27 protein-coding genes and 1 pseudogene are annotated in these 23,616 nt (G+C 64.2%); 12 read left to right on the top strand and 16 right to left on the bottom strand.

Features of this window, described 5'->3' with window-relative positions; genetic code table 11:
- From OG921_RS24495 to OG921_RS24485, 3 genes and pseudogenes are all read left to right on the top strand, one after another.
- Nucleotides 1-862: pseudogene (locus tag OG921_RS24495) on the top strand (hypothetical protein); the annotation flags it as partial.
- Between the two features lie 61 nt (nt 863-923).
- Nucleotides 924-2,777: an Hsp70 family protein gene (locus tag OG921_RS24490; RefSeq protein WP_266113651.1), complete on the top strand. Its 1,854-nt coding sequence runs from the start codon at nt 924-926 to the stop codon at nt 2,775-2,777.
- 422 nt (nt 2,778-3,199) lie between these two features.
- Entirely contained in the window at nt 3,200-4,483 is a 1,284-nt protein-coding gene (locus tag OG921_RS24485) for an MFS transporter (RefSeq protein ID WP_266113650.1), read from the top strand.
- A gap of 151 nt (nt 4,484-4,634) precedes the next feature.
- Here the strand turns inward: OG921_RS24485 and OG921_RS24480 are convergent, their stop codons facing one another.
- Nucleotides 4,635-4,928 (bottom strand): hypothetical protein, encoded by a 294-nt coding sequence (locus OG921_RS24480; RefSeq protein WP_266113649.1) that lies wholly within the window; start codon nt 4,926-4,928, stop codon nt 4,635-4,637.
- 57 nt (nt 4,929-4,985) lie between these two features.
- Nucleotides 4,986-5,210, bottom strand: a complete 225-nt coding sequence (locus OG921_RS24475) for an MFS transporter (protein WP_266113648.1) — start codon at nt 5,208-5,210, stop codon at nt 4,986-4,988.
- A 262-nt stretch (nt 5,211-5,472) separates the two neighbouring features.
- On the opposite strand from OG921_RS24475, the gene OG921_RS24470 reads away from it, so the two are divergent.
- Together OG921_RS24470 and OG921_RS24465 are read left to right on the top strand one after the other, a co-directional pair.
- Nucleotides 5,473-6,189, top strand: a complete 717-nt coding sequence (locus tag OG921_RS24470; RefSeq protein WP_266113647.1) for a haloacid dehalogenase type II — start codon at nt 5,473-5,475, stop codon at nt 6,187-6,189.
- 438 nt (nt 6,190-6,627) lie between these two features.
- Nucleotides 6,628-7,668, top strand: coding sequence for a YhcG family protein (locus OG921_RS24465; RefSeq protein WP_266113646.1), 1,041 nt, complete (start codon nt 6,628-6,630; stop codon nt 7,666-7,668).
- A 228-nt stretch (nt 7,669-7,896) separates the two neighbouring features.
- On the opposite strand, the gene OG921_RS24460 is transcribed toward OG921_RS24465, so the two are convergent.
- Together OG921_RS24460 and OG921_RS24455 are read right to left on the bottom strand one after the other, a co-directional pair.
- The gene (locus OG921_RS24460) at nt 7,897-8,076 is read right to left on the bottom strand and encodes a hypothetical protein (RefSeq protein WP_266113645.1); all 180 of its coding nucleotides are present in this window, start codon (nt 8,074-8,076) and stop codon (nt 7,897-7,899) included.
- A gap of 486 nt (nt 8,077-8,562) precedes the next feature.
- On the bottom strand, nt 8,563-8,814 hold the full coding sequence (locus OG921_RS24455; protein ID WP_266113644.1) for a hypothetical protein: 252 nt from the start codon (nt 8,812-8,814) through the stop codon (nt 8,563-8,565).
- Nucleotides 8,815-9,498: 684 nt separating this feature from the next.
- Between OG921_RS24455 and OG921_RS24450 the strand changes: the two genes are divergently transcribed.
- The 3 genes from OG921_RS24450 (at nt 9,499) to OG921_RS24440 (ending at nt 11,249) form a co-directional block, all read left to right on the top strand.
- Nucleotides 9,499-9,837, top strand: a complete 339-nt coding sequence (locus tag OG921_RS24450) for a hypothetical protein (protein ID WP_266113643.1) — start codon at nt 9,499-9,501, stop codon at nt 9,835-9,837.
- 478 nt (nt 9,838-10,315) lie between these two features.
- The gene (locus OG921_RS24445; RefSeq protein WP_266113642.1) at nt 10,316-10,582 is read left to right on the top strand and encodes a hypothetical protein; all 267 of its coding nucleotides are present in this window, start codon (nt 10,316-10,318) and stop codon (nt 10,580-10,582) included.
- Nucleotides 10,583-10,943: 361 nt separating this feature from the next.
- Complete coding sequence (locus OG921_RS24440) at nt 10,944-11,249, top strand: hypothetical protein (RefSeq protein WP_266113641.1); 306 nt, start codon at nt 10,944-10,946, stop codon at nt 11,247-11,249.
- Here the strand turns inward: OG921_RS24440 and OG921_RS24435 are convergent.
- The 9 genes from OG921_RS24435 to OG921_RS24395 all read right to left on the bottom strand — a co-directional run bounded on the left by OG921_RS24435 (nt 11,238) and on the right by OG921_RS24395 (nt 16,857).
- Nucleotides 11,238-11,465, bottom strand: coding sequence for a hypothetical protein (locus OG921_RS24435; protein ID WP_266113640.1), 228 nt, complete (start codon nt 11,463-11,465; stop codon nt 11,238-11,240). The genes OG921_RS24440 and OG921_RS24435 overlap by 12 nt on opposite strands.
- 98 nt (nt 11,466-11,563) lie before the next feature.
- Entirely contained in the window at nt 11,564-12,181 is a 618-nt protein-coding gene (locus tag OG921_RS24430; protein ID WP_266113639.1) for an SMI1/KNR4 family protein, read from the bottom strand.
- A gap of 155 nt (nt 12,182-12,336) precedes the next feature.
- A complete protein-coding gene (locus tag OG921_RS24425) occupies nt 12,337-12,957 on the bottom strand; it encodes an SMI1/KNR4 family protein (protein ID WP_266113638.1) in 621 nt (206 codons plus the stop codon).
- A 96-nt stretch (nt 12,958-13,053) separates the two neighbouring features.
- A complete protein-coding gene (locus tag OG921_RS24420) occupies nt 13,054-13,674 on the bottom strand; it encodes an SMI1/KNR4 family protein (protein WP_266113637.1) in 621 nt (206 codons plus the stop codon).
- A gap of 199 nt (nt 13,675-13,873) precedes the next feature.
- Nucleotides 13,874-14,407, bottom strand: a complete 534-nt coding sequence (locus tag OG921_RS24415; RefSeq protein ID WP_266113636.1) for an SMI1/KNR4 family protein — start codon at nt 14,405-14,407, stop codon at nt 13,874-13,876.
- A 101-nt stretch (nt 14,408-14,508) separates the two neighbouring features.
- Nucleotides 14,509-15,111, bottom strand: a complete 603-nt coding sequence (locus tag OG921_RS24410; RefSeq protein ID WP_266113635.1) for an SMI1/KNR4 family protein — start codon at nt 15,109-15,111, stop codon at nt 14,509-14,511.
- 127 nt (nt 15,112-15,238) lie between these two features.
- Complete coding sequence (locus tag OG921_RS24405; protein ID WP_266113634.1) at nt 15,239-15,955, bottom strand: hypothetical protein; 717 nt, start codon at nt 15,953-15,955, stop codon at nt 15,239-15,241.
- A gap of 186 nt (nt 15,956-16,141) precedes the next feature.
- Nucleotides 16,142-16,276, bottom strand: a complete 135-nt coding sequence (locus tag OG921_RS24400; protein WP_266113633.1) for a hypothetical protein — start codon at nt 16,274-16,276, stop codon at nt 16,142-16,144.
- A gap of 263 nt (nt 16,277-16,539) precedes the next feature.
- Nucleotides 16,540-16,857 carry a CD225/dispanin family protein gene (locus OG921_RS24395; RefSeq protein WP_266113632.1) on the bottom strand — a complete coding sequence of 106 codons (318 nt, stop codon included), beginning with the start codon at nt 16,855-16,857 and terminating at the stop codon, nt 16,540-16,542.
- A 339-nt stretch (nt 16,858-17,196) separates the two neighbouring features.
- Here OG921_RS24395 and OG921_RS24390 point away from each other — a divergent pair, with 339 nt between their 5' ends.
- The 4 genes from OG921_RS24390 to OG921_RS24375 all read left to right on the top strand — a co-directional run bounded on the left by OG921_RS24390 (nt 17,197) and on the right by OG921_RS24375 (nt 20,920).
- Nucleotides 17,197-17,598 (top strand): hypothetical protein, encoded by a 402-nt coding sequence (locus OG921_RS24390; RefSeq protein ID WP_266113631.1) that lies wholly within the window; start codon nt 17,197-17,199, stop codon nt 17,596-17,598.
- Nucleotides 17,599-17,727: 129 nt separating this feature from the next.
- A complete protein-coding gene (locus OG921_RS24385; RefSeq protein WP_266113630.1) occupies nt 17,728-18,264 on the top strand; it encodes an RNA polymerase sigma factor in 537 nt (178 codons plus the stop codon).
- Between the two features lie 656 nt (nt 18,265-18,920).
- Entirely contained in the window at nt 18,921-20,741 is a 1,821-nt protein-coding gene (locus OG921_RS24380; RefSeq protein WP_266113629.1) for an HNH endonuclease, read from the top strand.
- Nucleotides 20,738-20,920: a hypothetical protein gene (locus OG921_RS24375; protein ID WP_266113628.1), complete on the top strand. Its 183-nt coding sequence runs from the start codon at nt 20,738-20,740 to the stop codon at nt 20,918-20,920. The genes OG921_RS24380 and OG921_RS24375 overlap by 4 nt, the downstream gene beginning before the upstream one ends.
- A 283-nt stretch (nt 20,921-21,203) precedes the next feature.
- Here OG921_RS24375 and OG921_RS24370 read toward each other — a convergent pair whose 3' ends face one another.
- The 3 genes from OG921_RS24370 to OG921_RS24360 all read right to left on the bottom strand — a co-directional run bounded on the left by OG921_RS24370 (nt 21,204) and on the right by OG921_RS24360 (nt 23,321).
- A complete protein-coding gene (locus OG921_RS24370; protein WP_266113627.1) occupies nt 21,204-21,746 on the bottom strand; it encodes a recombinase family protein in 543 nt (180 codons plus the stop codon).
- A 222-nt stretch (nt 21,747-21,968) separates the two neighbouring features.
- Nucleotides 21,969-22,781 (bottom strand): hypothetical protein, encoded by an 813-nt coding sequence (locus OG921_RS24365; protein ID WP_266113626.1) that lies wholly within the window; start codon nt 22,779-22,781, stop codon nt 21,969-21,971.
- Nucleotides 22,782-23,117: 336 nt separating this feature from the next.
- Nucleotides 23,118-23,321, bottom strand: coding sequence for a hypothetical protein (locus OG921_RS24360; RefSeq protein ID WP_266113625.1), 204 nt, complete (start codon nt 23,319-23,321; stop codon nt 23,118-23,120).
- Nucleotides 23,322-23,616: the final 295 nt, after the last annotated feature.

The following is a 23,616-nucleotide window of genomic DNA, read 5'->3' as shown; positions in this document are numbered from 1 at the left end:
GGTCGCCCGCGGCGCACTGTCCACCCCGGGCGCCGCCCCCGCCGCTGCCCCAACAGTGGCGACACCGACCACTGGCTCGACCCAGACCGGTCCGTGGACCTCGGCAACTTCTGCCGGCTCCCCGGCCCCGACGCCTCCTGCAGCAGCTACAGAGGAAACGAAGCGCAAGGGCGGTGTCGCCCGCAAGGGTGTGCTCGTCGGCGCCGCGGTGGTGGTCGCCGCGGCGTTGATCGGCGGTGGTGTCGTGGCCGCGAAAAGCTTGACCGGCAACGACTCCGACACCACGACCGTCGCCGCGGCAGGCCCGACATCGAAGGCCGCCGCAGCCGACTCGGCCTCCAGCTCGACGTCGACGACCGCGGCATCGCCCTCGACGAAGAACTTCGGGACACCGCAGGTCGATGCCGACGAGGAAGCCGCGATCAAGGCCGTCATGCCCACCGGTCTCGTGGACTCGATCAAGGATGGCACCTGCCAGCCGATGACGAACCCCGGCGGTACCACCTATATGCAGCAATGCCAGATCAAACCGAGCTCCCCGGTCGGTAAAGCGATCGGGCTCGAGGGCGACGACTATCAGTCGTTCATGTCCAACGTCGACCCCGCACAGGCCAAGAGCGACGCACGCAGGATGATGAAGAACGACAACCCGAAGAACGTCCGCGTCAGCCCCGACAAAAACGTCTACGTGTCGCTGGACAGCGACACCGCCACCCCCGGCAAGAATTACCGCTCGGTTCAGGTCGTCAACCTCAAGACCGGACTGATCGTGTCGTACTACGCCAACACGGTTCAGAAGACTCCCGAAGACATGCAGAAGGAAGTCGACGCGTTCCTGCGCGAATCCGGACTGGCGCCCTAAACCCTTCACCGCCGGCACTCACCGGCACGTACATCGATCCGAGCAGTTAGGGCACCAACGCATGAGCACCGGCTGGGAACTGGCCATCGACTTCGGGACCTCGAACACCGCGGCCGCAGCGCGCGAGACCGATGGGACGATCAACGCGATTGCGCTGTCACATCATTCGAACCTGATGCCGTCGGCGGTGTTCATCCAGGCCCCCGACGAGATCCTCGTCGGCCAGGTAGCACTCAACCAGGCAGCAACCAACCCGGCCGCGTTCCTGGCCGCACCCAAACGCTCCATCCCGCACGGCATCGTGAACATCAACAGCTACGACGTGCCCGTGCAGCAACCGGTCGCCGCCGTGCTGCGCTCGGTGCTCGATCGGGCGGTCACCGCCCACCGCGGCCAGTCGCCGGCCCGGGTGGTGCTCACCCACCCCGAGGGCTGGTCCCCGCACGAGGTGCAGGTGTTGATCGCGGCCGCCACCATCGCGGGCGTGCCCGCCGACCGGGTGTCCACGATCTCCGAGCCCCGCGCCGCGGCCGCGCACTACTCGCGCAGCGAACCGCTGGCGGTCGGGGAGAAGATCGCGGTCTTCGACTTCGGTGGCGGCACCCTCGACATCGCAGTCCTGCAAGCCGATTCCACGGGCGGATTCGACGTCATCGCGGCCGGGGGTGACAACCAGCTCGGCGGCAAGAACCTCGACGCGGTCCTGCGCCACTGGGTCGATGCCCAGCTACTCGACACCGACCCCGACCGCCGTGAATTTCTGCGCAGAACAGCGCCGATGGGCACGCTACGAACCCTCGAAGACTCCATCCGCCATGCCAAAGAACTACTGTCGGAAGCCGCGCAGGCCACGATCACCGTCCCCGGTGCCACCACCGGTGACCAGCTCGGCCTCACCCTCGGCCGCAGCGAATTCGACGAGTTGATCACCACCCAGATCGACCGCAGCCTTGCCCTGACCCGCGACACGCTCACCCGCGCCGGGATCACCGGCCCCACCGACCTGCGGGCCCTGTTCCTCACCGGCGGCTCCTCACGAATCCCGCTCGTGCACAGCCGGTTGCAGACCCTCGGGCCGATCGCGACACTCGACGACCCGAAAACCGTCGTCGCGCGCGGCGCGCTGACCCGCGCAATCACCGCCGCAGCGGCGCCCGCCACCAGTGGTGTCACTGCCCGTCCTGCCCGTCAGGCTGCGCCGGCGCATCTCGCGCCCCCGCCCGAAACCCTGAACTTCCGCGCCAAGTTGGGGATGGCCACCGGCAAAGCGGCCGCGAATGTCGTCAACTTCGCAGACGCCAAACGCCGCACCACAGCGATAGCCGCCGCCGCAGTAGCCGCCGCCGTCGTAGTCGGTGGTGTCATGCTTGCCCGCTCCGGCAGCGACGGTGAAGCATCCGCAGCCGCCCTACCCACCACCACCACCGAAGCCGCGACCCCTGTGCAGCCGGTCACCGGCAACGCCGCCGTCGGGACCACCGCCGCCACCCTCGAAGCCGCATACCCCGCAGCATTGAGCGAAGGCATCAAGAAGCCCTGCACAGCAGCCGGATTCGATACCGACGGCGCGTACATGCAGGTCTGCGTCATTGACACCAAATCCGACCTCGCCAAGGCCATCGGTGTCGCCTCGGTCCCCGCCCCACCCAGCTTCACCGCCACCATCAACCACAACAGCGCCGCGTCCACCCTGGCCACCTGGCAGAAAGCCCAGAACGCGAACATCCCCGGCCAACTCACCATGAGCCCCGACGGCACCAAAGGCGTATTCGTCCTCGCCCCGGCGGGCAGCACCGCAGCAACCGCCTCGTTCGCCGACATCGCCACCGGACTCAACATGAGCTTCACCACCATGACCGGCGGCGACACCGACCAGGCAATGACGTTCTACCGCGAATCGGGCCTGATGCCCTGAGCCGGCAAACCGTTGCAACAAAGCCCGATTCAGTTGGAACCCGGTGTCCTGCTCGACGCCTTCACGCCGCAGCCGTGCGGGACACAGTTCGCGGTCTCCACCCGGATGGGGGCGACGTGGCCCCCGCCGCCCGGCGTGAACCGTGACTGCCGATGCGGCGCGCACACCGAGGGGTGTAAACCCTCGCCGTGAGATGCCCAGCGTCGAAACGTGCCCCTACTTCGAGGACCTATCGCGGAAACTGTTTCCACCGCGCCGCTATATAGACATGACATGGCGCACGGGCCGGACACCTCTAAGTGAGGGTAAGGGATCCAGGGTTGGTCGCAGCCGAACTGCGACGGCGTGGACTACGGCATCGCGAACAAGGCGGTCGAGTACGAATGCGGTGGCCAATATTAGTAGAGCGGGAGGGGGGATAAGTGAGTACTGGTCGTGACGGTGAGTCAACTCTGGAAGACACTCCGCGCGGCGGTGAAGGTGCAGCGGCGCGAGATTGGTGGCGTGGCGGCTACGTAAAGCTGCTGGTCTCACAAGGTGTTTCCGCAATCGGCGACCGCATCAGCTATGTGGTGGTCCCGTTCTCCCTGCTCATGATCGGAGTCCCGGTATCGGGATTGGCGGTCGTGCTCGCCGCGCGCGCTGTGGGATACGCGTTGGTGGTGCTGTATAGCGGAGTGCTCGCAGACAGAAGCAACCGTCGGCGACTAATGGTGATATCCGACGTTGCTCGGTTCATGACGCAGACAGCAACCGCGGCATTGGTCTTTACGGGATACGCAGGGGTGATGTCGTTTGCGATCCTGCAACTCGTATTTGGCGCGGCCGAGGCGTTGTTCAAGCCGGCCGCCGCCGGGCTCATGCCCGAACTTGTCCCCGAAGCCGCGCTGGAACGGGCCAACGGTTGGCTCGGTAGCACCGTCAATACGGGAATGGTCGCCGGTCCCATTATGGGAGGCCTGTTAGTCGGCACTGGGTTTGGAGCGCTCGGGCTTGTGATCGATGCCGCAACGTTCGCCGTCAGTGCGTTCTTTCTCGCCCGCCTGCCACGGTTACGGCGGCAACCAACCGCGCGACGTTCGGTGCTCACCGACCTGCGAGAAGGTTGGGCGAATCTGACACGACGACGTTGGCTCTTGATCTTGTTTGTTATTTCAGCACTTTTCGAATTGCTGTCACTATCTGCCGTCTTCAGCCTTGGCCCTGGCCTGGCCGAGGAGTCACTCGGAGGTGCGAAGGCGTGGGGTGTGCTCGTAACGGCGTTCGGGCTCGGCGGCATCGCTGGCGGTGTGCTCGCAACGCGTATGGCGCCACGCAGACCCGCGGTTTGGTGCGCAGTGCTGTTGGGCGCGCTCTCGGCACAGCCGCTGTTCCTGGCATCTGGGTTGCCCGTCGTCGCCATCTCCATGTTGCAGTTCTGCGCGGGCGCCTCTTTGACTGTGTACGCGGTGTTGTCCAGCACGCTGGTGCAACGGGCTGTGCCTCGCGCGGTCCTCTCCCGGATCGCATCTTTCGAGCTGTTGGCTACTACGAGCCTATTGCCAGTCGGATACCTCCTGACCGGCGGGATCGCCGCTGTTGTCGGCGTCGCGGCGGCTATGCAGATCGTCGGCGTGTTCACCGCGGTCGTCTGCCTGTTGGCACTCGCAAGTCCAGACCTCCGCAATCTGGAACTAACAAAGACGGAGGTGCCCGATGTCTCCTGAAGATCCCCGGAGCCACTTCTGTGGCGGCCTGCTGCGCGGAGAAGTTTCAGGCCATCTCGCGTGCGTCCCGCCCCGAGGAAGATGATTGCCGCCATTTGCGCCCGCCCCGGACGAGGTCGGAGACGGGCGACCCAGGGGAGCGGAGGAGCGATCAGCCGTCCTTGGGGCGGGTGATCCGCACCGTGCCCCCGGTCAGATCGACATCGTCGACGGTCGTGGATTCGGCCCGCACGATCTGCTTGTGTGCGATCTCCTCGACGACGTGCCGGTTGGACGGAGCGAACAAATTCTGCATTTCACCAAACATCCCGGCCGCCCCCGCGCCGGTGGAGGTCGTCGTCTTCCGCCAGCGGATCCACGCGTGCCGTTCGAAATGGAGCATCAGTTGATCGAGCAGCGCGCCGATACCGATCAACGCGATCACCGAGAGCAGTGCCGTCCCCATCGAGCCTTCCGATCAGATCCCCACCCGGCACCCGAACTTCGCCGGTCGAGCACCAAGTTACTCGCTGCAATCGGCGAGCGCTCCGGCGAACAGCAAGGACAGGATCCCGCCGAGCGCGCTCGCCGCGAGCACGAGCCCTATCTTGGATGCAACGTCGGGGCGTGGCACTAGGTAGAGCGCGATCGCGATCGCGAAGATCGCATCGCCGATGATGTTGACGAGCTGCCCCAGCCAGCCTCGTCGAAATGCGCTGTGCCGTAGGGGGAGAAGGATCGCCTGCACCGCCCCGCCCCTGTCTGTGTTAGTTGTGCTGCGAAATTTGCCCGGCCGCAGACCCATGCTCACACCCTCATCCCGGTCCGTGCGGTACTGCGATGCCCGACGGCGTGAGCCCCGGCAGAACGGCGACACCGTTGAGGTCCGGGGGCGATCCGCCGACTGGCGAAACTTCGCGCGAACTCTCGCTGAATCCACCACCGAGCTATCCCTTACCATTGCCGGGCCGGATCCATGAGCCGACTCCGGGCCAGAAGGAGTATCGCTTATGACCGGCGCAAAGGTTTCGCGGCCCGCGGCGCTGCTTTTCGACGTGCAGGGAACCGCGACCGATTTTCATTCGACCATCCGTGAAGCCGCACGAGATCTTGCCGGGGCTCGGTACCCGAACGAGGATTGGTCAGCGTTCGTGAACGATTGGCGAGCAGGGTATTTCGCCGAAACCTCGCAACGCCGCGATGACGGCGAGTGGCGCAGCGTGGCAGCGGTGTACCGCAGCACTCTCAACCCACTCCTCGACGCAAGGGGAATCGCACTCGACCTCGCTCAGCGTGATGAACTGGCCCGCGCATGGAGTCGGCTCCGCCCTTGGCCCGACACCGTGCCCGGGTTGCTGCGCCTACGCGAGCGATTCACCCTAGCGACCCTTTCCAACGCCGACGTCAGCGCGGTAGTCGAGATCTCCCGTGTCGGGAATCTCCCCTGGCATGCTGTCTTCGCGGCGGAGATGGCGGGTGTCTTCAAACCCGATCCGAAGATTTACCTTCTCGCGGCCAGGTATCTCGGGTTGTCGCCCGCCGACATCATGATGGTGGCCAGCCACAAATACGACATCCGTGCCGCGGCTGGTCTGGGATTCCGGACCGCGTTCGTGGCCCGACCATGGGAATACGGTGATCCGGCCGCCGCCGATGCCGAGTTCTCCGAGGAATTCGACATCAATGCCACCGATTTCGAGGATCTGGCGCGTCAGCTCGGCTGTTGAGGGGCGTGGCCGCCAGTGAGAACAACTCTGTGAGTGGGCATCCGACTACGGTTGCCGCAAAGGTATTTCCGCCCTCCGCAGCCAGCTCATCCGCGGCGGAATCCGCGCACGATGTCCTCCGGTGGTATGCCGCTTCCGACCAGCCATTGGTTCACGTCCCTTCCAGCCCGGCATCGGGCCACAGAACTCGTTCCCGGCGCCGAGCCAGCTCGAAGTCGTCGTAGGCGCGTGCGGTGCCGCCAGGTCGGGGGTGTAACTGAGCAGGCTTAGACCGGGTACTTGATGCCGGTTTGTTTGCGTGAGGCGGCGGTTTGAGCGGCCGCGCGGCGGCTCGCGCATCGCCGCTACGCTTCACCGCATGCTGCACAATGTCGATATGGGGCGACGATGCCGCACGAGATACTTGCTGCGGTTGACGGACGGGCGAGGTAGGTATCGGTGACCTCGACCGGCAATTCGCGCAACGCCGATCTTGCCCTGCCCAGTGACTACGACGCGGTCCTGGCCGAAGTCAAGCGTCGCGTGGCCGCTGCCCGCACTGCCGCGCAGCGGACAGTCAACACTCAGCTAATCGAGCTGTACTGGGACATCGGAAGGGTCATCCTCGACCGGCAACGTCACCAAGGATGGGGTTCGAAAGTCATCGCCCGACTCGCCCAGGACTTGCGGCGCGAACTCCCCACCAACCGGGGCCTGTCCGCCTCGAATCTGCAGTACATGCGCGGCTTTGCCGCCGCGTGGCCCAGCGATCGGCCAATTTCCCAACAAGCTGTTGGGAAATTGCCCTGGGGCCACATCACCCTCCTGCTCGACAAGCTCGACGACCAAGACACGCGGGATCGATACGCCCGGGCGGCGAGCGAACAAGGCTGGTCACGCAACGTCCTACGCAATCAGATTTCGAACCGGTCGCTCGAGCGCGCCGGCGCGGGCGCGTCCAACTTCGCCCAACGGCTCGACCCGGCCGACTCGGAACTTGCTCAACAGATAGCCAAAGACCCCTACGTGTTCGACTTCCTCGAACTCGGCGGTGAAGTAGCCGAGCGAGACCTCGAGAACGCGTTGATGGAGCGCATGGTCGACACTTTGCGTGAGCTCGGTACGGGGTTTGCCTTCGTGGGCAGACAGCTGCATTTCGAGGTTGACGGCGACGACTTCTACCTCGACCTGCTGTTCTTCCACGTCGAACAGCTCCGCTACATCGTCGTGGAACTGAAAGCCGGCAAGTTCCGGCCCGAAGACGCCGGACAGCTCGGCTTCTATGTGGCCCTGGTCGATGACCGGCTCCGCCGTGAGGCGCACGCCGCGACGGTCGGGATCCTCGTGTGCGCGGACCACAATGAGAAGACCGTCCGATACGCACTCGGTGGAAGCCACGCGCCGATGGCTGTCTCCACCTACACATATGACGCGCTGCCACCGGACATGCAGCGAGCACTACCGACGGCAGACGACCTCACCGCTGGCCTCGACCGTTGAGTCGGGAAGGGAGCATCATTAGCTCGCTCGGACACGCTGCCCCAGTTGGGTTCCGACGCCCTGCGCCTATCGCAGCGCAGGTCGCGCCGGCCTGTGACCAGTTCGAGGACGACGATGGAGATCGCCCGCGGGATCGTGCCACTCCGCGACCGAGGGCCGGCTGAGCAGCCAGAATTGGTGACCTCGGGTGCGGTGCGCTACTTGTGCGCAGACACTCGGTCGGCGGGGTCAGAGGTTGAGGTGTTCGATGACGCCGTGTTCGTTGTGCCAGCACGTGGAGCCATCGAATTCGCCGGTGCAGTTCTGCCAGTGCCCCTCGAACGGCTGCGCAAGTGCCGGGGTGGCCAGGACGAGACTGGTACCGGTCAGTCCTGCGGCCAGGACAACACTAGCGATGAACCTCTTCATAGATGAATCCTCCTTGGCTGTCGATGCTTTCACCTACCTTGATGCACCGGCGACGCGAAATGTTCCGTATGACTCGATGCCTGGTCATGGACGGCTACACCACAACCCATCCGGTTGAGGGGGGAGCTCTCGCTTCTCGCGCGGTGGTTTTCCGCGAAGCAGATCGAGGCACCGGCAACTCGCCGACGCTGTCTGGTCAGGCCGTGACGCCGCGATTGGGGGAGCCGGGCGGTCGTCGACCGCTCCAGGCTCCAGTACCTGATTGCCCCGACGGCCACCATTTACAGAAGCGCGGCGGCCGCCCACACCCCTCTAGTGGGCGGCCGCCGGCTGTCCCCGGGTGCAAGTGCTGGGTGGTGGTCTGGACGCGCCCCCGGCGGCGCGTCGACCCCTGCACCCGGGGCACATGACGCCGGGAAGTCTCGAGGAACGTTGAACAATTCGTGCTGCTATCGAGCGCGTCGGGCGCGCGGTGTCCTGCCCCGTTCAGCCCAGGTTGAGCGGGGCGTACGGGGTGGTGTCGACTTCGGGGGCGGTGTAATCCTCACCGCCGAGGTTGAGGTGCTGGATCGCGCCGTTGCGGATCGACCAGCAGTAGCTTGCATCGAACTCTCCGGTGCAGGCTTCCCCGTTTCCGGGCATCGAGCCGGCCGAAGCGATTCCGGTCGCGCAGAGCATCGCTGCAGCAGGCAGGGCGAGTGCGATCACGGCACCGAGTAGCGCCTTCCTAACCATCATGGTCCTCCTTTCTCCTGGTTCGACACGGGCACAGGGCTTTTGCGCTGACCGCGAGAGTTGTCCTGCATCGTTCGGGTGGTTCGGAATGTTGGATGCCGTCGCAGGGCCGATGGTTCCCGGCCACGCGCGTGGCGTGAATCACAGCCAAGGTGAGGCCTCTCGCATCCTCGGCATCCAAGGGCCAGGCCCGGCGGTATCACCTAGAGGGAGAAGCTCAACAGTCTCGAAATGCGTCGCTGGTGAAGCGCAGCGGCGATCGACTAGGGGTGGACCCGTGACGTCCTCGTTCGCCGGCGACCCGTCAAGCGTGTGGATATTCGCCATCTTCGACAGCCGCCTAGTGCGGCGCCGCGCGGGCATGGGAACTTCCCGCGCATTCAGCGCATCGAACGGTTGTCCGTATCAATCACTTTCTGATGGAGGAACTTCCGTGTTGAAACCGAAAACGATGGCCTGCACTCTTCTCGTTGCTCTCGCCGTCCCGTTGGCGGCCGGTGCTGCCGTGGCGCAAGCGGAGGCGCTCTCGCCGACACTGCGCCACACCGCCAGCGTGCTGTGCGTCGCCGTCGGTGTCTCTACGTATGCTGACGGGTCCGTGTGGGCCGTGGAGGATTGCAGCGGAATGCGCATAAGCACCCAGATCGGGTAGAACTCGTACTACGACCAGCGACATTGGAGTCAGGGATGTCAATAAAGAAGGTCCAGATCACCGCCAAGGCGGCGGCGGAGGAGGAGTTCGAGCGGTTTCTGCGCCGGCTTCCTCCCGAGGACAGACCGTCGGGCCCGCCCACCTTGAAGTATCTGCTCGATCGATACGGGGTATCACCCGACGAGCTCGAATTACTCGATGAGTTCGGTTTGCGCCATCGATTCTCGTTGGGCTCTCTCAGCGCCCTGGATCCCGATACTCCGATCCAGATCGCGTTCCGACGCGCGGATGCCGACTACGACTTCCCAGCGTTGGAGCCGGGCGTGTTACTCCTCAAGGAGTATCTCGTCTCCGAGGCACCTGAAAACACCTAAGCAGGGAGGCGGATACGCCAACATCTCGGCCCGCGCCGATCACTCGCTCGTGCCGTGAAGCAAAACTCGGGTGTGGTGGCTAGCGGGTTGACCGGGGCGGTTTCGGGTAGGGGGCATCGGCGGGCATTCGATGTACGGGAACGTGCGCATCGAAGACGTTGGTTCCGCCGATGACCCTTGTCTCACCAAGGCAAAGCGCCTGTGCCTCCAAAGTGGTGATGTCTCCGGACACGCCGGGCAACCATTACGACGGACACGCTGGACAGTCCTGCAACGGCTCGCACGAATCCTTGTGGGTCGTCCGTGGTGAGACTGATTGTCTCGATATCGCGTTTGGTCAGGCCATTTCGCGTGATCACAGCGCCCCGCTCCAGGGAAATCGCGACGTTCGCTTGGGCGGTGGTTGCCAGGTGTGATCGGTGATGCAACCCGAGGCCGATAGGTCCACGGAAACTCTCAAACATGATGAGGTGCGGACATGAGCGAACCGTCCACTCCGGAGCTGATCGACTCCGTGATCACCGCTGGCGGGTGGTACGACCTGACGATCGAAGGTGATGAACGCGCACTGTCGATCACGCAGCGGCGCGGTGCGACACTGAATCCGCCTGTCCCGCTGACGATCACACCACAGCAACAACTGTCGGACTACTACTGCCTCTGCGCGAACGACGCGCCGCCGGGCAGGTCGCCTTGGGAGGAGTGGATGCTGCTCATGTCCGTCCACCTTGAAGAGGCAGTCTAGAAACTTGACCAAATCGATGGTGCGGCCCGGATCGTCATCGACGACAACGGGTTCTGGGCCGAGGCCATCGGCTGACCTGACAGTCCGACTGGCCCCAACGGCGGCGGTCCACGGCGGGTTAGGAGGAACTGGCGACGATATTGACACGCCCGAAACGATTCACCGGCGGGGGAGATCTGGCTCGCCGACCGGCATGAGGTGGGGATTCGGGGGCCAAGGGCCCCGAGACCTCGCCACCTGCGCCGAGATTGTTTCCTGGCGTAGCGGGACACCAACCGCGGCGACGACTGAACGGGAATCACGCACGACACCGCGAGTACGTGAGTTCGCGGACGACAACGACAACATGAGGGGAAAGCTGATGAGAAGACGACCTGTCTCGGCCATCGGAGCGCTCACTGCCGCGGCCGCGAGCGCAGTACTTTTCGCTGCCCCAGCGGCCGCGGCACCGAATGCCGTGTACCACAAGACGGTTTCCCCCGATTTCGGACTGTGGGGATTTAGCGACGAGGCATCCTGCTGGCAACACCTCGCCGAAACCTTCGGGCCACACCTGTCCTCGATCGAGGACTGCCAGTGGCGCGCGAACAGTGGAATCGGCCCGGACCGCAGCGGCCGCGACCCGGGCGCGTTCTACATCTACACCAACGACCCGTCACCGGCGTAGCACCGCGACCTTGCGCGCATCAAGATGAGGGCAGGTCGGGTCCTCGTTTTCTCCGCCGTGAGCCTTGTCGTAGTCGTACCAGCGCTGCCGCTCACTGATCAATGCTGCGATCGTGTCGGCAGGCCAGTCACCGGGAGCGTCCGGGTCCGACGGTGAGCAGGCCGACGCGGCGCCGAGTGCCGCTAGCAGTATCACTGTGGTCCGAACCAGTCGCATCGTCGGCTCCTCTCGAACCCGAGTCCGTATGGCAGTCTTGCGGCGTCATCGAGACGGTGGGGTGTGGACCGGGCTCCGGCCGGGAAATAGTGCTGCGACTACTGTTTTGCTGTTTTCAGCGATTTCACCTCTGCGGTGAGGAAGTCGCGGAGGCTGGAGAACTTCCTGATGTCGCCGTCGAAGTCCCACACGGGAGCGCTGTCGCAGTCGCTGTCGTCGGCGCATCCGGTGGTGAGGATGAATTCGCTCTGATTGTCGTTGGTGCCGATAATGATGAGGTCGTCGAAGGAGTCCACGCCGAACTCGTCTATCTGCGTGTCGGAGTCGTGTGCAACCTGGAGCAATATCTCGCGCTCGCGTGAGTCCGGGGTGAGCTGCTGCGTCGAGAACAGGGCGGTGGTGCCGAAAGCGAATTCCCAGCCGTTGGCGTGTTCGAGCCAATTGCGCAACTGCCGGTCCAACCGCTTGCCGAGACGTTGTTCGGCGGCGTCGATCTGCTCCGCGGTAGCCGGCGGGTTCGGCGGCGTCACCATCCAGGTCAGGTCCACGTTTCCTCGGCCGTGGGTCATGTCGTAGTCGTACCAGCGGTGCTGTTCACTGATCAGTGCCGCGATCGTGTCGGCACACCAATCACCGGCAGCATCGGGGTCCGGTTGTGAGCAGGAGGTGCAGGCCGTCGCCTCGATCGCCAATGCTGGCCGCTGTTCTCTTGCCACTGCTACCTACTTCCTGCGCTGGTTCTGCACCGCGACACCGGAGATGACCTGCGACGACAAGTGCGTGGCGATCCCGACTGACTGACCCATGTTGCCTAACGGATTCCAGGAGAGGGCTTCTTTGAAGTTCGCGCGGCCGGGAAGTAGTGCTGCGACTACCGTTTCGCTGCTTTCAGCCCCTCGACTCTCTTGGTGAGGAAGTCGCGGAGGCCGGCGAACTTCTCGATGTCGCCGTCGAAGGCCCACACGGGTGCGCTGTCGCAGTCGCTGTCGTCGGCGCATCCGGTGGTGAGGATGAAGCGGCTCTGGTTGTCGTTGGTGCCGATAATGGTGAGGTCGTCGAAGGAGTCCACGCCGAACTCGTCTATCTGCGTGTCGGTTTCGCCGATCCCTTCGAGGAAGATGTCGCGCTCGGGTGAGTCCGGGGTGAGCTGATCTGTCGAGTACAGGGTGGTGGTGCCGAAAGCGAATTCCCAGCCGTTGGCGTGTTCGAGCCAATTGCGCAACTGCCGGTCCAACCGCTTGCCGAGACGTTGTTCGGCGGCGTCGATCTGCTCCGCGGTAGCCGGCGGGTTCGGCGGCGTCACCATCCAGGTCAGGTCCACGTTTCCTCGGCCGTGGGTCATGTCGTAGTCGTACCAGCGGTGCTGTTCACTGATCAGTGCCGCGATCGTGTCGGCACACCAGTCACGGGGAGCGTCGGGGTCCGACGGTGAACAGCCCGCCCCCGCGGCCAGTGCCGCCAGCAGTATCACTGTGGTCCGAACCAGTCGCATCGTCGGCTCCTCTCGAACCCGAGTCCGCTTCGCTGGTTTCAGCGTCGTCGAGACCCTGGGTGTGTACACCGTTTCGGCCGGGAAGTAGTGCTGGGACTACCGTTTCGCTGCTTTCAGCGATTCCACCTCTACGGTGAGGAAGTCGCGGAGGCTGGAGAACGTCCTGATGTCACCGTCGAAGGCCCACACGGGTGCGCTGTCGCAGTCGCTGTCGTCGTCGCATCCGGTGGTGAGGATGAAGTCGCTCTGGTTGTCGTTGGTGCCGATAATGATGAGGTCGTCGAAGGAGTCCACTCCGAACTCATCTGTGCGCGTGCTGGTTTCGTCGATCCCTTCGAGGAAGATCTCGCGCTCGGGTGAGTCCGGGGTGAGCTGCTGCGTCGAGAACAGGGCGGTGGTGCCGAACACGAATTCCCAGCCGTTGGCGTGTTCGAGCCAATTGCGCAACTGCCGGTCCAGCCGCTTGCCGAGACGTTGTTCGGCGGCATCGATCTGTTCCGCGGTGGCCGGCGGGTTCGGCGGCGTCACGAACCGGGACAGGTCCTCGTTTTCTGCGCCGTGGGCCTTGTCGTAGTCGTTCCAGCGCTGCCGCTCACTGATCAATGCTGCGATCGTGTCGGCACACCAATCACTAGATGCGTCGGGGCCCGGCTGTGAACAGGCCGCGGTCGCGGCGAGTGCAGCCAGCAGTATCACTGTGGTCCGAACCAGTCGCATCGTCGGCTCCTTCGTTCGGCAGGAAGGACCGCGAACCTGCCCTTCGATCTCGTCTCGATTGAATCTGCCCGATGTCTGCACGACCCACGGGTTGACATACTGGTATGCGGTTCACCCTATTTCGGCGGCTGAGCTTTGAGCTCCTCGGCCACCGAGATTAGGAAGTCTTGAAGTCCGTTGTACTTCTCGTGGCTACCCTTCAGTCCCACACCGGGGCGCTGGCACAGTTGTCGTCCGGGCAGCCGGTCGTGAGAATGAACGTATCTGAGACGTCGTTGGCGCCAATGAGGATCAGGTCGTCGAGGGATTGGACGCCGAGTTCGTCCGCAGTGACGCCGAACTCGTCCATCAGGTCGTTCATGATCGTGCGTACGGGGGAGTCGGTGGTCAGCTCGCTGGTCGAATACAGACTCGATGTTCCCGCGAAGGATTGCCAACCGTCGGCGTGTGCGAACTGCTGTCGCAGTTGCTGATCGAAGTGCGTCCCCAGCCTCTGCTCGGCAGCGCTGATCGATGCTTCAGTCGCGGGCGGGTTCGGCTTGGTGGCGATCCACTCCCGATCCAGGTTCGGGTGGCGCGCCCTGGAGTAGTCGTACAACCGCTGCTGCCCGCTGGTCAGGTTCACGATCGCTTCTTCGCACCAGTCACCGGGAGCGTCGGGGTCCGACGGTGCACAGGCCGCGCCGGCGGCCAGTGCCGCCAGCAGTATCACTGTGGTCCGAACCAGTCGCATTATCGGTTCCTTGTCCTTCGGTCCGACGAAGGGATGTATTTCGGTCGTGCCGTAATTTCCCGCCGCCGGGACCCGGTGATTGAGGGTCGCTGCTCTGTGGTTCATATCTGGTTCAGCGTGTCGATCTCCGATTGGAGGAACGTTTTGAAATCGTCGTATTTGGTGACGTCCCCGTGGCCGAACTCGTATACCGGCATGCTCGCAGTCTCGGGGTTGGGGGCGGCTTCGATGGCGATGAAGTTCGAGCCCTCCTCGGTTCCGCCGATGACGATCAGGTCGTCGAACGAGTCGACGCCGACCCTGTCGGGCGTGAGTTCCCCGCTCTCGCTGTACACCTGAAGTCCCTGTGCGGGGAGCGAGTCCCGTGCGATGCTGTCGAGGGGGAGGAGGTCGGTGGCGCCGGAGAACGACTTCCAGCCGTTCACGTGGTGGAGCCATTGCGTGTACTGCTGATCGAAGTGCACACCGAGACGTTGTTCAGCAACGTGGATCGCTTCGTCTGTTGCGGGCGGTTCGGGGCTGGTCAGCATCCACGAGCTGTCGATCCCGTCGGTCCTTTCCTTCTCGTACCAGGCTCGCTGCGCGTCCGTGAGTTCGGTGATCGCGGTCTGATACGAATCGTCGGCAGGGGTTTGCTCGTCTGGACCGGTTGAGGTGCAGGCCGTCGCCTCGATCACCAGTGCTGGTGGCTGTTCTTTTGCCACCGCTACCTACTTCCTGCGCTAGTTCTGCACCGCGACACCGGCGATGACTGCAATGACATGTGCGTTGGCGTTGGCGTTGGCGATCGCGACTGACTGATCCATGTTGTCTCCTAACCCATGGTGTTTGCTATCGGGCGAAGTGAGTGAAGGCCCTGTCCGGGTCGGGGAGTGGAGTGCCCGGGTAGCGCAGTAATGCCGGCTGGAAGGGCATGAGCCAGCCGATGATGCGGGTGACTCGTCCTGCGTGATGTTCACGGGTGGGTGTGTGGGTGAAGCCGCAGTCACGGTAGAACGCGGCGAGCGTGGGACTGGCGGCGCTGGCGACGAGCACGACCTCGCGCTCATCCGCCCAAGTGAGCAGGCTGGCACCGAGGTCGTAGGCCGCGCGTCGTGCGATGAGGCTTACGGGTCCCTCGTGTGGGAGGTAGGCCCAGTCGGTGACTTCGATGCAGCCGTGACCGCGGACGACGGTGATCGTCGCGGTCGCCGGTGCGGACCCGGGCTCGTGGGTGGCGCGGACCGCTGAAGCGGTGATCATCGTCCACCACGCCACGAAGCCGGCCACGGAGATGCCGACGAAGACGAAGCGCGAGGAGAGCGACGGCGTGGATTGGGCGAGTGCGGTGTTCAGTACCAGGAACGCGACGAATGCCACGAGCACGGCGACGATCACGCGGCCGCGGCGGCGGGTGACGGAGCTGCGCCGCCGCATGACGTGGGCCGCTCGGGTGCTGCATCGCACGGCACGCAGGCGCGTGCCGGCGCCGGTGGTGCGGTTGGCGGACGCCCATTTGCGGGCGTTTCGCCAGGTCATAGCGTCGGTGGGTGCTGGTTCTTGTGTCATGCGCGGAAAGGTAACGGCTTACCCGGACACCGAGCCGGGTCCGATGCGCAAAGCGCCCCGGCGCCACCCGTTGCCGCGTTTGCAATCCCGTTCCGGACCCCGGTCAGCCCCCTGCGCTTGATGACCGATCTCGACCCGGCCATCAAGCGCAGCCGCAGATCCTGACGACCATTCAGGCGTAGTTGGTCAGTCGAGGTAGGTGGGGATGTCGAGTTCCTCGACTTCGAGCAGGCCATCGGGGTCGAACGGGTTGTTCCACGGCGCGGCCGGCTCGCTCATGTCGTTTCCGTCGCTGTCGAAGGTGGGAATGTCCAGGTCCATGACTCTGCTCCTCGTTCGGTCTGTTCGAATTGGGTTCTACTTGTTGGATGCGCCGGGAGCAAAGAAAGTTCCCGACGCCCGCCCCGAGTTTCTGGGTGGGATGCTGCATCGCCCGGATCCACCTCGACCACACTTCAGTCGAGAAGGAGATCGGATCGCCCGAGCACGGCCCGCCAGCGGCCACACGCGCCCCTGACCCAAACTAGATCATCCGACTGTCGTGAGACGCGAAGGATCTGCCGGGCCATGGTTGGACAAAATGGTCAGTAGGAGTTCAGATCGTTGACGTCCTGGACTATCGCACCGAGGATCACGGCGTAGACGACAATGAATCCGACGGTGATCACTGCCCAGAGCAGAAGCGCAATCTTACCGAGCCTCTTCGCGCGATTGGAAGCGTTCTGCGCGCCCTGGAAGTCTCCAACAACCCACAGGGCCACCACCTTCGAGGACTGGCTGAACGCAGAGAAGGCCAAAGGCCAAAAAAAGATGACGGCCGCAGCAGCCCATCCGGCGTGCGGAGAGGGCATCGGCGCCCGGCCATAGTCGTGAGCGGGGGCGGGGTACTGGTTCGGGTACATCGAATCTCCGTCGAGTGGGGTCGGCTGCGCCGAGTGCGGCTTACTCGGCTGGTCACAGGAGTAGACGCGGCCCCCGGCGGGAAGGTTCCCGGACCCGCTGTTACCAAGATCGCATCGCGAACTCCGCCGAGCACGGCCCGAACCCCTCGCAGGATCGCCGCGCACACCGTTGCCGCGATCTTCATCCACCGCGGACACCACCGACACCCAGGGGTCGGGACCCGCCCGGTAGGCCACGCGCAGCTCGCGGTGCACACTGTCGGGAACATTCCGTGGTGCCGGCGCGTCCAACGCTCGAGCAGCCATGACGGCCAGACGAAAGGACGTGAACCACCCAAAATGACACCCGACGAAACCCCTTCCCTGTTGGACCAGATCCTGGATGTCCTCGTGCATGAGGTGGGCGAACATCTGCCCGATGATCTGTGGGAACACATGATCGGCGTCGCACTCGACCCGAATACCCCGGACGTGGACTCAGACCTCGTGCCGACGATGGACGACACCGTGAATACCCCCGCTGAGGACACCGACGTCGATCTCCACGACCTGTTGACGGGAAGCCACGGCACCGACCATCACGACACGGGTGTCGATCTCCACGATCTGCTGTCGGGCGGCGGTCATGGCACCGGCCTCGGGCACGACGACATCGAGATCGGGCACGACGACGGCACCAGTCTGGGGCATGACTCGGCTTTCGGCCACGACGACGCCGGGTTCGAGACCGACGGGTACTGATCACACCGGGATGCTCCGGTTGGATGACCATGACCGCAGCCGCGATGGAATTCATGGCGGCTGCTAGGCTCCGAAGTCTGGGCGCTGGGGAGGCGGCCCGAAACAGAACCACCGGGGGAGATCGATCCAGTGAGCGAAACCGAGCTGCTTGCGCGCTGCCGCGACGGTGACCGGGCCGCGTTCGCCGAACTCATCGCACCGCAACGACAAAGCGCCTGGAACATCTCCCTGCGGATCACCGGCAACCGTGAAGACGCCGAAGACGCACTGCAGAACGCACTCATCGCGGCCTGGCAGAATCTCGGAAAGTTCAACGGCGAAGCCCGCTTTGGCACGTGGTTCTATCGTGTTGTATCCAACGCGGCCATCGACATCCACCGCCGCCGCGCCGCCCGGATTGCCACCGACTTCGTCGACCCGACGGAACTGGTCGACCTCACCACCGCGAGCAGCGCGCCCTCGGTGGAAGACCGCGTCGTCGACGTCGACGCCGTGCGCCGTGCGCTCGCCGAACTTCCCGCCGAATTCCGCGAGGCCATCGTGCTGCGCGAGTTCACCGACCTGTCCTACGCCGAGATCGCCGAACACCAAGGCATCGGTGTGCAAACGGTGAAGAGCCGAATCAGCCGCGGCAGAACACAACTCGAAGCGTTGCTCGCCGCATGAACCCCACGAACTCGATCCTGGATTGCGCTTCGGGCCGAAGCGATGGGCCGACGCCCCGCGCCGGCCACCGAGCTAAGACGCCGCGGTGTTACCGTGTGTCGGAGCATCGCGGAGGGGAGCCGCGCGGACCGGTTGCACGGCCGATGACTCGACGTGGGGCGCACCAAGGACGAACGCACCCTTTGCTTGATCTGCCCACTGTTGCGCACGCGCCCCCAGGCGCGTAGGAGACCTGTGGCGAGACTCGGACCTCAACGGCCAACTCGCCCCAGACGTGCCCCGGCGGAAGGGAGAGCCGCCGGGGCACTTCCATTCCGTGCCCCGTTCGATCAACCACGCATGGCGCGGATCCGCCGGTCGTACTGCGCATCTGCCTGGCGATCTGGATCAGCCACTTCTCGTTCCGGCCCGATATCAAGGATCGCCGGGTCGTACAGCAAAGAGACCGAATCGACGGCGGCCCGAACACAACTCGTAGCGATGGCTCGCGGCGTGACTTAGCCCGACACGGTAGGTCAGCGCGTCGGGGGTGGTTGTGGTCAATCGGAGAGCCGGTCCGTAATTGACGACTTCGGTACGCGCTCACCTCGTAGGTACCGACCTCACGCGTGCATGGTGTCGGTCGCTGATGATGCAATGGATGCGAGGAGGGTTCCATGCTCATCGAGTGCGCTGACTGCGACGCGATGTTCGACCCGCGTCCGTCGGGGCGTGGGCCGAGCCGTCAGCGTTGCCCCGAACACGTCAAACAACGCAAGCAGGACCTCGTCCGGGCACGCGACATGGTCAACCGTGCAGCGGGATGGGGAGTGGAGACCGAACTTGTAGTTGCCCGCGAGGTGTTTGAGCGTGACGGGTGGATCTGCCACCTGTGCGGGGCACTGATCCCGGAAACTCTGCGAACAGCCCGAGTAACCGGGGGCACGCATGAACCGCTGTCCCCCGTCATCGACCATGTGATTCCGCTGTCAAAGGGCGGCCCTCACACGATGGACAACTGTCGCGCGGCTCACTGGGACTGCAATGCGCGCAAGCACAACACCGAGCCGGGTACGCGGGTCCCGATGGAGGGGGAGCCGACTCCGCCGCTAGTGAAGCGAAGCGGCGGGGTAACCGGTCGCAGATGTGATCTCGACGGGTGTGAGCGCCAGCACTTCACTGGCGGGCTGTGCCAGTCGCATGCCCGTCGATTGAGGGAGTACGGCGACCCGAACAAGGTTAGATGCGGCTGCGGCTGCGGCGAGCTGATCACCGTCGCGCCCAGCGTTGCCCGCGCGATGACGTACCTCGACGGGCATGGTCTGAGCGGCGTTGTTGCGTCGCCCGAGGTGAAGCTGAAGGAGAGTCTCGTTCCTCAGCCGGTATCGGAGCGAGGCAAGACCTTTCACGCGCTGACCGATGACTGCCAGGTTTGGACGGGCCCCAAGAACAAGCAAGGTTACGGCCGTATCTATGTGTGGGTGTCGGGTCAGAAGCGGAAGGGTCGAACATTCCTGGTTCACCGCTTGGCCTACGAGCTTGCAAACGGCGAGGGGTCAGCGCACAACCTCACAATCGACCACCTGTGTGGAGTCCCGTTGTGCTGCAATCCGAACCACCTCGAAGCAGTGACGATTGGCGAAAACCTCAGGCGCGCTGCCTTAGTCGTCCTCACCTGCCCAGGGGGCCACCCTTACGACGAGGAGAACACGCTTTACAACCTCGACGGGCACCGGAGGTGTCGCCAGTGCAACACCGACCGCAATCACGTTGAAATACACGGGCACGAGTTTGTCGCTGACACAGACAACACCAGCGCGCTGCGCCGACGATGCCTGATCTGCCGGCAACGAGCGGAATCCACGCCGCAGTTCTGTCCGCAAGGCCACGAGTACACCCCCGAGAACAAGCGGATTGACAACCAGGGCAAACGGTACTGCCAGCAGTGCATCTGGGATCGGACGCACATCCCGCAGTTCGGGCACCCGTTCGTACCCGACCCGGATGGCCCGGCCAAGAAGCGTCGGTGTCTTACCTGCCGCGAGTTGAACCCGCCGCCCGCGCACTGCATCAATGGACACGAGTTCACCGACCAGACGACTGAGTACACGGCTAAGGGGTGGCGCAACTGTGTGCTGTGCCGCCTCAACGCCGATCATGTGCCGAAGCATGGGCACGAGTATGTGATCGACACGAGCAACCCAACGACGGTACGCCGCTGCCTCGTCTGTTACGAGGCGAAAAAGGCGGTGCCGCAGTTCTGCCCGGCCGGTCATGAGTTCACGGCGGAGAATACGTTCCTGAAGAATGGGTGGCGAAACTGCCGGGCCTGCGGGCGCAATCGAGGTCACCGGAAGCATTACGGTCACGACTTCGTCCCCGACCCTGACAGCGGTAAACGGGTGAGTTGCCGGACCTGCGCTGGCGGGCGCGTGGTCACCAGCTCGGCGACGTTGGTCTACCCTCGCCCGCCACACCCGCAGGAGGCTCCACCATGACCACCGACAAGACCCCCGCCGATCGGCCCGAGCTCGACGAGTTCCTCGGCCCCAATCAATGCTTCGCGCACCTCATACCGCCGTACGACCACCAGGCCGTCGAGGACCAGGCCGCCGCGCTGCTGCCGCATGAGGGCCTCGCCGAGTTCCTCGACGTCGAGCGACCGTCTGATCCGTAGTCAGAAGATCCGTTTACGCAGCGCAGCCCCGACCAGGACGGCCGGGGCTGCGGGTGGTGGGGGATTGCTCGGTCGGAGTGTAGAGACGCGACGGGCTGCGGGGATTACGTGGAGTCGGGTCGGGGGTGGTGGGACGCGTACCCAGCGCGCCAACAACGGGCCATCAACGTTTCGCGGCTGGTGCCGCCCACGACCCGCCACGGGTTCGCGTCGAGCCGTTCTCGGCGCAGTGACGCGGCACGGCCCAGCGCGTGCGCAGCGCGGAATGCGTCGCCGCCGGCGCTCACTCGGCTACCTCGACCGCGGCGGCCGGGGCCTCAAGGTAGCGGTAGATCGTCGCCCGGGACACGCCCAGTATCCGCGCGATTTCCGGGGCGGAAAGGCCCTTCGCCTTCCATGCGCGGGCCCGCTCGGCGTCGGTGGCGTCAACCTTGCGGGGCCGGCCAACCTTGCGACCGTTCGCGGCTGCGGCGGTGAGTCCTGCGCGGGTGCGCTCGATCATCATTTCCCGTTCGGGCTGTGCGAACGCGGCCATGATCGTGAGCATCGCCCGGCCCATCGGCCCGTCGGTGGTGATGCCATCGGTCAGCGAACAGAACCCAACACGCTGCGTGTTGCGGCCGAGCCGGTCGAGCTTCCACACGACCAGGGTGTCGCGCGGGCGCCGGTAGTCGAGCACGGCGTCGAGCTGTGGACGTGACGTCTTGGAACCCGAGACACCGTGATCGGTGAACACGCGGTCGACACCAGCGGCGGCCAGTGCGTCGAGCTGCAGCTGCGGATTCTGGTCGGTGGTGGACACTCGCGCGTATCCGATCAGTGACATGCGTTCCCCTGCCTAGGGTTTCTCGTTATCCCGTCGGTTGCGCGGTTTTGACACTTCGGCTTTCGAGATGGGATTGCAAGACACCTCGGCGGCGTGTTTCCGCAGGACGACTGTCAGTTTCAGAAGTCGACTGCACGGATATCAGCAGTGGTGAGGCACAGGCTGCGGATGTGGCGGTCGCGGTAACGATCGTTCCCGGCGAGCTTGCCCGTCACCTGAGGATCACCGCGTGAACTTGATGCTGTATCCGGCCAGACCATCGATCCTCAGGCTGTACTCGACACCCTCAAGCGTTTTCATGTTCCAGCCTTCCTTGACGCTCAACGACTCGTTCACGGGCAGGCTGAGAGCTGAGGTGACCGAGCGCAAGCCGACGTCGCCGTCGCTCACTTCCCGGATGTCGCCGTATTCGCCCTGTTCGGCGTTTATCGCCTGGGTGTGGACCGTAGTCGGATTGGTTGAGTCAGGCGATATGTTCTTGATGGTGATCGGGAAGTAGACGCTCACGGGCTGCAGAGGCCGGTCATACAGGATGATCGCGTCCTCACTCGGCGTGAACTCGACCGGTGCGCCCACGGTGATCTCCAGCTTCACCTCGCCCGACCGCACCGTGTCGCTGTAGATCGCGGTCTGACCGAACTTGCATGGATCTCCAAAAATTTGTTTCGTATCGCAGATCATCGGGTCAGCCGACGAGGAGGGATCCGCTTCCCGTTCCGGAGCAGGCTGCGGGGAGGACTGCTCGGCGTTCGAGGCTGCCACGGCGTCGGTCGTGGACGCGTCGCTGTCGTCTTCCAATATCGCCCCGACGGTCATGATGCCCACCCCGACAACCGCGACGCCGCCGAGTGCAGCCCACAATCGCCAGGGGGTCTTTGGCTTTGGTCGACGGAAGGTCATGGTGGTTCGCAGGCGGCCCTTCTGTTGGGTGACCAGCTCCCAGCCTTCCTGCTGCTTGCTTGTGATCGTTTTCGCCTCGGTGCCCCGGATCGCCTTGATCTCGGTGACCTCGTACCGTATTTCCTCGCCGGTCATGTCTCTTCCGTACTTCGATAGCGGTGTTGTGGGTGAACCCGTACCCAAGGACGGGGAATCCAGGTGCACGGTGCAGTTTGCACTATCCGGTTGGCATCCCCGGAGGCCATCCAAGAAACGGTCGATATCTTTAGCCCGCGGCGGCACTGGTCCGTTGAGCTGCGCTCTTGCGTCACGGACGATGTCCACAACGGGGTGATGGCCCAGGGATTCGCTGCTGATTTCGCGGAGCCCTTTGTTATCGAGTCGATACTGTGGGATGGCGAAGTTGGATCACTCACCGTCGAGGGAAGGTTCTTCCAGTTCGAGTAGTGCGGCATCGTCCGGGTGGAGGTTCTAGTTCGGTTCCACCGAGCGGGTCAGCGAATCGTCCCGATCGAACTCGTCGGAAGTCTGGACGAACTGCAGTCCCCGTTCCAGGACTTCGATTTTCTCGCGGTTGTCGCCGGACGAATCCGCGAAGAAGGCAGCGGCAACTGCGTCACGGACCAACGCCTCCGCGAGGTCCCAGTCCTGGACGTAGTTCTCGACGGGAACCAAATGGTCACGCCGCGTCGTCGCATCGGTGGTGCACCTCTTGGAAATAGACGCCGACCAGTTCCTGGGATCGATCCCGTTGCTACTGGAGACCGGATGCGATGGCCTTACCCTCAAAGCCTCTGCGCTGGACCTACCGCTTCGTCGCCGGCCACGGCTACTACCCCCTCGCAGCGGCAGGGTGGCTCATCGCAGTCCTGGCCCTCGCGGTTGGAATTGTCGCCTCCAACTCGGGGGACTTTGTGTCGGCCAGCCAAGCCGCACCACCGAGCTTCGCGCAGGCAGGGGTGATCACCAA

This window comes from Aldersonia sp. NBC_00410 (genome assembly GCF_026342035.1).
Lineage (GTDB): Bacteria > Actinomycetota > Actinomycetes > Mycobacteriales > Mycobacteriaceae > Aldersonia.
The sequence above is the reverse complement of the archived record's forward strand: the minus strand, read 5'-3'. Positions and strand labels throughout refer to the sequence as shown.